The organism is Pseudomonas emilianonis (assembly GCF_023072625.1).
GTDB classification, from domain to species: Bacteria; Pseudomonadota; Gammaproteobacteria; order Pseudomonadales; family Pseudomonadaceae; genus Aquipseudomonas; species Aquipseudomonas paraveronii.
Genome location: NZ_JAKNRV010000209.1, coordinates 1 through 9,143, shown reverse-complemented (window position 1 = coordinate 9,143; position 9,143 = coordinate 1). Strand labels below are relative to the sequence as shown.

The 9,143-nt window shown below is 61.5% G+C and carries 8 protein-coding genes and 2 pseudogenes; 2 read left to right on the top strand and 8 right to left on the bottom strand.

Features of this window, described 5'->3' with window-relative positions; all coding sequences use genetic code 11:
- A pseudogene (locus L9Z73_RS19325) lies at positions 1-155 on the top strand (LysR family transcriptional regulator); the annotation flags it as partial.
- Between the two features lie 216 nt (positions 156-371).
- Here L9Z73_RS19325 and L9Z73_RS19320 read toward each other — a convergent pair.
- Positions 372-524: pseudogene (locus L9Z73_RS19320) on the bottom strand (type II toxin-antitoxin system HipA family toxin); the annotation flags it as partial.
- Between the two features lie 476 nt (positions 525-1,000).
- On the opposite strand from L9Z73_RS19320, the gene L9Z73_RS19315 reads away from it, so the two are divergent.
- Complete coding sequence (locus tag L9Z73_RS19315) at positions 1,001-1,924, top strand: LysR family transcriptional regulator (protein ID WP_247404172.1); 924 nt, start codon at positions 1,001-1,003, stop codon at positions 1,922-1,924.
- An 8-nt stretch (positions 1,925-1,932) separates the two neighbouring features.
- On the opposite strand, the gene cptA is transcribed toward L9Z73_RS19315, so the two are convergent.
- The 7 genes from cptA to L9Z73_RS19280 are packed head-to-tail and all read right to left on the bottom strand — an operon-like array spanning position 1,933 to position 9,141.
- Positions 1,933-3,666, bottom strand: a complete 1,734-nt coding sequence (cptA, locus tag L9Z73_RS19310) for a phosphoethanolamine transferase CptA (RefSeq protein ID WP_247404170.1) — start codon at positions 3,664-3,666, stop codon at positions 1,933-1,935.
- 4 nt (positions 3,667-3,670) lie between these two features.
- Entirely contained in the window at positions 3,671-4,414 is a 744-nt protein-coding gene (locus L9Z73_RS19305) for a hypothetical protein (RefSeq protein WP_247404168.1), read from the bottom strand.
- The gene (locus tag L9Z73_RS19300) at positions 4,414-5,148 is read right to left on the bottom strand and encodes a nucleoside triphosphate hydrolase (RefSeq protein WP_247404166.1); all 735 of its coding nucleotides are present in this window, start codon (positions 5,146-5,148) and stop codon (positions 4,414-4,416) included. Before L9Z73_RS19300 ends, L9Z73_RS19305 begins: the two co-directional genes overlap by 1 nt.
- A 1-nt stretch (position 5,149) precedes the next feature.
- Complete coding sequence (locus L9Z73_RS19295; protein ID WP_247404163.1) at positions 5,150-6,889, bottom strand: ABC transporter ATP-binding protein; 1,740 nt, start codon at positions 6,887-6,889, stop codon at positions 5,150-5,152.
- Entirely contained in the window at positions 6,886-8,085 is a 1,200-nt protein-coding gene (gene spt, locus L9Z73_RS19290; RefSeq protein ID WP_247404158.1) for a serine palmitoyltransferase, read from the bottom strand. Before spt ends, L9Z73_RS19295 begins: the two co-directional genes overlap by 4 nt.
- Complete coding sequence (locus L9Z73_RS19285) at positions 8,072-8,335, bottom strand: acyl carrier protein (RefSeq protein WP_017845645.1); 264 nt, start codon at positions 8,333-8,335, stop codon at positions 8,072-8,074. The genes spt and L9Z73_RS19285 overlap by 14 nt, the downstream gene beginning before the upstream one ends.
- 32 nt (positions 8,336-8,367) lie before the next feature.
- The gene (locus tag L9Z73_RS19280) at positions 8,368-9,141 is read right to left on the bottom strand and encodes an NAD-dependent epimerase/dehydratase family protein (RefSeq protein ID WP_247404155.1); all 774 of its coding nucleotides are present in this window, start codon (positions 9,139-9,141) and stop codon (positions 8,368-8,370) included.
- Positions 9,142-9,143 lie beyond the last annotated feature (2 nt).

Here is a 9,143-nt window from a genome sequence, read left to right as displayed (position 1 = left end):
CCGCGGCGGGCGGCTTGCGCGCCGAGGATCCCCCACTGCCGGTGCGCTCGTTCGAATTGCACATGGCATGGCGGGGCTCGCAGGACAATGATCCGGGTGAGCGTTGGTTGCGGTCGCGGATTCAGATGTTTTTTGGGGACCCTGAGAGTCTTTAGCCGTCGTCGGACAGGCTGTTCATCTGATCATTTCTGCGTTTTCACGTTCCATGGAGACCCATTCACTTCCAGTGGATTGTCACACGCGGGGGCATATTTGAGGGCGTGCTGTATTCGCCGTTACCCCACCGCGCTCTCCTTTTACCAGTGTGCGCAGTACTCACTACCAGGTAATCGACTGGAGGATTACTGAATAACGCCCTCTCCTCCCGATCTTCAACGGCAACCGCTGCCCGCATGACCGTGTTGTAGCCGAGCTACGTTCTGATCAATACGGTCTTGGATCATGCGCAAGGTGTCTCGGGTAATCACCTGTGGGCATACGGCGATGGTTGCAAACCGGCTCGCTACATCACAAATGCCGTCAACTCGCCAGCGTCTCCATGGAGCACTTGCTGCACTTCGGCGGCAAGCTGTTCCAGCGGGATCCTGAACATACGGTCCACCAACAACATGTTTATATCCTCGACGCTTGAGCAGCAAAAGTTGACAGACAGGTTCAACGGCAGCGTGCTACACGCAAGACACTTTCAATCATCGACACACCCTGTTAAGCGCGGGCGCTCTACGGCGCCTGCCGACTGCTTTTATTGCGCCAGGCGGAAAACACCGTTGCGTCTTTGCCCCCTAATAACGATCGCTCACTATTGTTGCGAAAACGGTAACTAGGCATTCCAGAAAGCGGCATGGTGCCGCTGAAAAGCACATGCTAAGTTTCGCGCCCTGTAACAATTTGAAATACTTTCCAAGGCCCTGAGTGCGTCTAGCTCAACCATCAGACACTCCTTCGCTCAACTTCCCAGGCACTGCCATGCGCTGACTTGCACGGCAGTTGAAAGGCGCCCATGAATCGAAATGAACTGCGAAAATCCGACATCAACCTGATGGTCATTTTCGAAGCGCTCATGCAGGAACAAAACGTCACCCGCGTCGCCGAAAAAATGTATTTGGGCCAACCAACCGTCAGCACAGCACTGGGGCGGTTGCGAACGCTGTTCAATGACCCCCTGTTTGTTCGAGTAGGTCACCGCATGGAACCCACTCGCCGCGCCGAAGAAATCATCCGGCATCTATCGCCCGCCCTTGATGCCATGGCCACAGCGCTCAGCCTCGCACACCAGTTCGATCCGCTGGAAAGCCGCCTGACTTTCAAGATCGGCCTTTCCGACGACGTCGAATTCGCCCTGCTGCCGCCCTTTCTGGCGGCGCTGCGCGATGAAGCCCCCAACGTGGTCGTGATCATCCAGCATGCCGACTATTGGCGCATTCCCGACCTGTTGGCGTCTGGCGACATCACCGTCGGCATTACCGAGACCCGCGAACTTCCCGCCAATGCCAAGCGCAAATTGCTCAGACGCATCGAACCACGCATCCTGCGCGCCAATAACACTGACACGCCTCTGACCCTGGACGAGTTCTGTACCCTCCCCCATGTTCAAGTCTCCTACACGGCCAATGTCCACGGCATCGTCGATGAATGCCTGGCTAAAATCGGCCGCGACCGCAAGGTGGTACTGTCGATCCCGCAGTTCAGCTCGCTGCCGGCGGCCCTCAACGGTACCGATCTGCTGGCGAGCTGCCCCGACTATGCGGCGAAGGCGTTGCTAGGGTGGGGCAACTTGCGCGACGACCCCTGCCCGTTCGAGGTGCCGCCGCTGGAGTTGTCCATGGTCTGGCTGAGCCTGACGGACAACGACCCGGCCGAGCGCTGGTTGCGCACCCGGCTGGAGCAGCACATGGGCAACCTGGCGGCCACTACTGCCCCTTAGCCGGCAATTCAAGGCGCGCTGCCCAGCGTGTTGAAGTCACGCAGCTTGGCCGGCTGGTGGGGGTCACCAATCAGCAGCCGGCCTCGGCGATAGGCCGGGTTGACGATACTTTTCCACGGTTCGAACGTGTCGAAGCGCAGCCCTGCCAGATCCGCCCAGGTGTGAATGAAGTGCGACGTGGTCCACTCGCGGTGCAGCGCATCGTGCAGATCGAGCGGGCTGTCCTCCTTCCAGCTCGGCGAGCGCCATACCAGGAAAGGTACGGTGTACATTGGCCACGTCGGCGCCTCTTCATTGCGCCCCAGCATATGCGGGGCCACCGGGTCGTACACCGACTCACCATGATCTGACAAATACACCAGAAAGCCATGGGGGTTGGTGCGCTTGAAGCGATCAATCAACGAACTGACTACGTGATCGTTGTAGAACACGGCATTGTCATAGTCGTTGTATTTGTGCAGCGTCTTGTCCGTGATATAGCGCGGTACCTCGGCGCGGTCCTGGAAGCGCGCGTAGTTCTTGGGGAACCGGTAGCGGTAGTTCATGTGGGTGCCCAGCAGGTGCACGACAATCAGCTTGCGCGGTGCCTCGTCCTTGAGGATCTGGCTAAACGGCTCCAGCACGTCTTCGTCGTATTGGCTGGTGGAGTTCTGATCCCGGTTGTTATTCAGATAGACCTGCTCGTCCGCCTGCTTGGAGAAGGTGGTGAGCATGGTATTGCGCTGGGTCATGGTCTGCTGATTGGTGATCCAGAACGTTTTGTAACCGGCCTGCTTCATCACGCTGATCAACGAAGGCGTCGTCAGGTACAGGTCCGGATGCTCCTGGTCGGCAAAGGTCAACACCTGCTGCAACACTTCGATGGTATACGGTCGCGGCGCCACTACCTGATCAAACACGTCGAGCTCGGGCAGCAAGGCATCCAGTTGTGGCGTGGTCTGGCGAGTGTAGCCGTACAGACTCATGCGCTGGCGGTCAGTCGACTCGCCGATAACCAACACCATTGTCGCTGGCTGCCCGGCATGGGCATCCCGCAGATGCTGCAAGGGCGCAATGGCTTTCCAGTCCTCGAACATACTTGCCATATCGGCCAATTGCTGACGGTACTGCGTGTAGCCAATGACCATCTGCCAAGGCGACGCCGACTGCAGATTCTGCTGAAACTTACCGATGCGCATGTCCAGGTCGCCACGCTTGCGGTACTCATGGAGGGCTGAGTAGCCCACCGATGCAAAGGCAATCAGCAGGCACACCACCACCTTGGTACGCCCCGAGAACGCAACGGGGCGAACCTTGAGCCATAACCCCAGCGCGATGACGGTGTAGGCAAGCAGCGCGGCCAATTTAGACCAGGAAAAATACTGGGAAATATACTCACTGGACTCACTCATGTTGGATTCGAACATGATGAAGATCGCGCTTTGCGAAAACTCCTGGCCATAGATCAGGAAGTAAGCCAGCGCGGTCAGCGAGCACATCCACAACACCAGCCCTGTCAACCCGACGATGGGCCGTGTCCAGCGCGGAAACAGCAACGGCGGGATCAGCCACAGCAGGCTTGCCGCGCTGGCTTGCCAGAAGCCGCCAAGGCCGGCGACACCGGCATGGTAGATCAACCATTGCAGGGGGCCGGAAAAATACCAGAAAAACAGGTACATGACGGCCAGAGAGCAGGCACTGGAACGGCGCAGGAGCGGTGTGCCAGAGGCATTCGCAAGGGGCTGGGCGCCGAGATGGGGCATAGGCTTATTCAACGCGTGTAACCTGCGGTTCAAGAATTGAGGAAAAGTCCGGGGTCTCACTGAGCAGTATTTCGATGATCTGACGGCAAATGGCGTGCACCTGAGCCTGCGGCAAGCGCGCATCCACCTCGACCACTCGCGCCCCGGGGAACGTCAAGGCCGCAGTGGCGGCCACCTTGCGTTCGATCAGGGCCAGGTCATGGTCGGGCTTGCGCCCCCAGGCCGTGTGGGCGTCCACATTGAGCCGGATGACCAGCGTGGGCGGTATCTGGGCCATCTCGATGTAGAGGTCGCGCTCACGCCGAGCCAGCAATGCGCTGAACCAGCCCGCGGCGTGGGCGGCCGACAAACCTGGGCCATCGTTGAGCCCGGCGATCTGCGCCTGGGGATAGCGGTCACAGATCACCAACCGCCCGCTCTCGCGCACCTGCAGCATGCGCAGGAAACGCCGCCAGCGCAGCCTGCCGAACAGGTAGATGACCGCGGCCGTGACAGGCCCGGGAATACGCTCGCCGGGCGTTCGAGCCCGACTGGCCTTGGCGGACAGGTGCCGCTCCAGCATCGCGCCTATCCATGGCAACTGCCGGATCTTCAGCCCCAACGCCCCGGAGCCCAGCCCCAGATAGGCATATTGGCTATTGGCAATGACCGAGCACAGGTAGTGCGCCGTGGTGGTCTTGCCGGCACCGTCCGGGCCGATGATGGCGACCAAGGGCGCCAGGCGCCGGAAGGCGCTAAGGCTGGCCATTACACGGCGCGCTGGCGGGACAGGCATGCGCTGATAGCATGCTTGGCCTGGTCGATGACGGTGTCCAGGGGCTGGGTACTGTCCAGATCAATGATCGGACTGCCCTGGTATTCCAGCTGCGGCACCAACGCGATCTTGGCGGCCAACGACGCGTAGCGGTGGTCCGGTTTGCGTTTGTAGGCCGTTTCCAGATCGACATTGAGCCGAATCACCACGTCAGGGCGATAGCTCACCATGTAGCAGTACAGCAAGCGTTCGCAACGTGCCAGGCAGCGCACCAGCGCATTGCGATGCGGTAGACCACTGAGGCCCGGGCCATCAATCTTCATTTTGGCCACGGCAATTTGCGGAAAGCGATCGGCGATCACCGCAACACCCTGGCGTCGCAGCGACATCATCTTCTGATAGCGCCGCCAACGCCGCACGGACAGCAGAAAAATCGCGGCCGCCGCCAGGGTACTCGGCGCCTCGATCGAGCTTGGCGACGCTTCGCCTGGCGACACTGTTTTCGGCGAGTTTTTGGCAATCAGACGCTTGAGTACGCCCCCCACCATCGGCAAACCCACCAGCTTCTCGCCCAGGGCCTTGGATTGAATGCCCAGATGGCAGCTTTCAACCTGTCCGGACTCACGCATCCACGCCAGGATAGCGTCGGAAACGGTGGTCTTGCCCGCACCGTCGCAGCCGACAAAGGCGATCACTGGTGCCAATTCGTTCTCATGGTTCATCGACATTTCAGCGACCTCCCGTGCCGTGGCTCAGAACAGGACGCGGCACTTGCGCATGCCCACCTGTCACGACTTTGAATTTACCCTCGACCAGCTCGACAACCTTGTCCGCCACCTCGATCAGGCGCGGCCGGTGCGACACGGCAATAATGGTGATGCTCGGCGTCAACGCCTTGAGCGTGGCGCAGATGTCGGCTTCGGATTCGGCGTCCAGTGCACTGGTGGCCTCGTCCAGAATCAGCAGGCTGGGCCGGTGCGCCAGCGCGCGGGCGATAATGATCCGCTGGCGCTGACCACCGGACAGTTGGCCGCCCCGCTCCCCTACCCGCGTGTACAGACCTCGATCCAGGCCCAGCACGAATTCCCAGGCGCCGGCCTGACGCAACGCATGCTCGGCATCGGCTTCGGTCAGTGACGGTTCACCCAGGGTGACGTTGGCCAGCACACTGTCGTGCAGCAGCAGGGTTTCCTGGGTCACGTAGCCAATCATCCGGCGCCAGCTGCGCCGTTGCAGATCGGCCAGCGCCTGACCATCCACGCTGATGCGGCCGTCCTGAGCCACCAGCAAAGCGCACAGCAGGTCAAGAACCGTGGTTTTGCCGGTGCCCGACGGGCCGACCAGGGTTGTCATCGTCCCCACCTCGAAACTCACGCTGGCCTCATCAAGGATGCGTCGACCGCCGTAGGTAAACGAAACCCGATCGAACGCAATGTTCCGCGCCAACGTTGGCTGGAGGCTGCCGCCGGCGGGTTCACGCTGGGCCTCGGCTTCTTCCACCGCCTCGCGCAGGGCCCAGAATGCGCTCTCCTGCCCGACCATGCGGTGGTAGCGCTGCTGGGCCTTGTGCATCAGCCCAAGCACGCGCACGACCATGAAGATCAGCACCATCACCGAGGACATCGGCAGCGTCCAGATCACCAGGCCGGCGTACAGACCGCCTGCGGCCAGCAGCGCCAGCAGCGGCTCCTGCAGGGCGCGCAGGGTCTCGCGGCTGTTGACTTCCTTTTCCATGGCGATGTTGAGCTCAGTCGCCTGGCTGCGCAGCAGCGAATCGGCGATGTCCTCGCGGGCCATGGCCTTCAGCGGTTTGACCGAACCCAGGGTGTCGCTCAGGTTGATCAGCAGTTCGCGCATCAGCCCGGTCTGGCTTTTGCCGGCCTTGCGCGAGGTTTTCACCAGGCCCCGCAAGGCCAGCAAAATGACCAGGCCCAGGGCAATGCACACCAAGGCGGCCTGCCAGGACACCACTAAGGCAATGATGGCGTAGGCAATGGCCTGAATCGTCAGGGCCACCATGTTGGCGGCGTGCTCGTAGGCCGTCGCGGCACGGTACGCCTCGGTGGCCACGGCGTTGGCCAGGGCCCCGCCCGGCTGACGCAGGTAATGCTCCCATCGGCTGCCCAGCGTGGCATTGATCAGGTCAACACGCAGGTCCGTGGCAACGCGTGCCACGGTGTAGCCCACCTGACGGTTGGCCAGCAGAATCAGCAGGCTGGTCAAGGACATACCGGCGACGATAATAATCAACAGTACGGTGATGGTGGGCTCCAGTCCCACGCTGTGCAGCACACTGGCAACATGGCTGGCCACTATGCTTGAGTGGCCGCCGTCACCCAGCACGACCGACACCAGGGGCAGCATGGTAGTCAGGCTCACGCCCTCCACCACACCGGCAACCACCAGGCTGAACAGCATCAAAATTGTGCGAAGGGGGTAGGATTTACCGAACGCCAGGATGATTCTCATGCCACCGACTCCAGGATATCGCTGTCGCGCAGGGCGGCGAAGGCCTCCACCATGGCGTCGATTTCCTGTTCCGAATGGGCCGCGCTGACACTGCACCGCACCAGCGTGATGCCCGCAGGCGCGGCCGGCGGCAGCACCAGGTTCACGTACACCCCGTGCTCGATCAACGCTCGCCAGAAGCGCATGCCCTGTTCCTTGGTGCCGATCATCACCGGCACCACCGGACTGGCATGCGGGCCTACCTGATAACCCAACGCTGCCAGGCCGTTGTACAGACGATGGGCGTTTTGCCACAGTTTGTCGCGCAGCTCAGGGGCTTGCGCAATGGTCTGCAGCGCCGAACGCACGGAGGCAATGGCCGATGGCGACGGCGAGGCAGTGAAGATATAAGGGCGACTGGCATAGCGCAGCACTTCCATGCCGCGGTCATTGCCCACCGCGAAGCCGCCGATGGCCGCGAGGCTCTTGCTGAACGTCCCGAGGATGATATCGACGTCCTGCTCGACGCCCACCGCCTGGGCCAGGCCACGGCCAGTCTGGCCCATCACGCCGAAGGAGTGCGCCTCGTCCACCAGCAGGTAGCCACCCAGGCGGCGCTTGATCTCGACGATGTCCTGCAGTGGCGCCACGTCACCGAGCATGCTGTAGATGCCTTCGACGATGATCAGCGCATCCTTGGCCTGTTCGCCGAGGCGCACCATGCGTCGCTCAAGGTCCGCAGCGTCGTTGTGACGAAAGCGGATGATCTGCGCCCCGCCCAGGGCGCACGCATCGTAGATGCTGGCGTGGCAATCGGCATCGAGCAGCACCACGGCCTTGGGAGTCGCCAGGGCGCTGATGACGCCCAGGTTAGCGACGTAACCGGTGGAGAAGACAATGGCGGATGGCCGCTCGAAGAACGCCGCCAACTCCTGCTCCAGCGCCACGTGCCCGCCGTAACTGCCGTTGGCCATGCGCGAACCAGTGGTGCCAGTGCCCTGCTCGACCAGGGCAGCCTGGGCGGCGGCAATGGCCTGAGGGTCAAACGTCAAGCCCAGGTAGTTGTTGGTACCGGCCAAAATGACGCGACGATTGCCGATGCTCCCCTGGGTGGCGGAGTGGACCTCATCGATGCAGGTGCCAAAAGGGTTGAGGCCGCCGTCCTGGAACGCTTCGCGCTCCTGTGCCAGGCGGGAGAAACCGTCATACAACCCCATGATGCTCCTCCAGGTAGATCATCAGTGCATCGGTGAGGTCGGCGGGCGTGCTGACATCGATCAGGATATTGATTGGGATAGACAGGTCGAACTGGTCTTCCAGCATCATCAGCAAGTCCATGATCTTGATGGACTCAAGGCCCAGGTCTTCGATCAGGTTGCTGTGCAGGCCTACTGGCCTTTGCTTGTCGGCGGTCAAGCCGCTCAGGCATTCCAGGATGTAGTCGGTGACGACTTCGCGCTTCAACATAAAAAGAGTCTGATATCTGTATGAAAGTGGGATCAAAACAACCGTTCACGCAACGCGTGTTCAAGCTCGATGGCCGGGTACCAGTCCAGGTCCTTCGAGATAAGGCGGTTGCTGGATGACCAGTCGGGATGGATAAGCTCGTTGACCTTGCTCGGCGTCAGCATGGGCTCGCCACCTGCCAGGCGATGCCAGGCCAGGTTCAGGCGTGACAGCTGCAAGAGTAAGGCGGTGGGAACACCGATCAGACGCACCGGCCCGCCGCGTATCAGCGCCCCCATGGCTGCCAGTTGCTTCCAACCGTAGCCATCCTTGGCGCCGTCATTGATTTCGTAGCGCACGGCATGAATGGCCTCCGCGTCCAGCCAGTGCAGGGTGGCCTGGACCAGGTCTTCCACATGCAGAAACGACAGCCGTGCATTGGCATGGCCAAGCCGGGGCAGCCAGCCACGCAGCAGTGCCGACAGCACCGGCTGCAATTCGCTGTCGCCTGGGCCATAGACGGCCGTAGGCCGGAAAACGCTGATGGGCATGTCGGCGGCCGCCTGGAGGGCGGCGACTTCGGCATCGAACTTGGACTCGGCGTACCACGACAGGTGCGGGTACCTGGCAGCCAGCGAAGAAAACAACAGGAAACGCTCGCAACCGGCGGCCTTGGCTGCCTGCACCAGGCGCCGGGTGCCCTCGACGTTACAGCGCTGAAACACTACGCGGCTGCGACCACGCACCTGGCCAGCGCAATGGATGACTGCACTGGCGCCGCTGACCAGCCTGGCCAGCGACGCCTCATCTTCCAGAGACCCGCGCACCC

Coding starts and splice junctions, on each gene's coding strand:
- L9Z73_RS19315 (WP_247404172.1), top strand. CDS start 1,001: ATGAATCGAAATGAACTGCGAAAATCCGACATCAACCTGATGGTCATT.
- cptA (WP_247404170.1), bottom strand. CDS start 3,666: ATGCCCCATCTCGGCGCCCAGCCCCTTGCGAATGCCTCTGGCACACCG.
- L9Z73_RS19305 (WP_247404168.1), bottom strand. CDS start 4,414: ATGGCCAGCCTTAGCGCCTTCCGGCGCCTGGCGCCCTTGGTCGCCATC.
- L9Z73_RS19300 (WP_247404166.1), bottom strand. CDS start 5,148: ATGTCGATGAACCATGAGAACGAATTGGCACCAGTGATCGCCTTTGTC.
- L9Z73_RS19295 (WP_247404163.1), bottom strand. CDS start 6,889: ATGAGAATCATCCTGGCGTTCGGTAAATCCTACCCCCTTCGCACAATT.
- spt (WP_247404158.1), bottom strand. CDS start 8,085: ATGGGGTTGTATGACGGTTTCTCCCGCCTGGCACAGGAGCGCGAAGCG.
- L9Z73_RS19285 (WP_017845645.1), bottom strand. CDS start 8,335: ATGTTGAAGCGCGAAGTCGTCACCGACTACATCCTGGAATGCCTGAGC.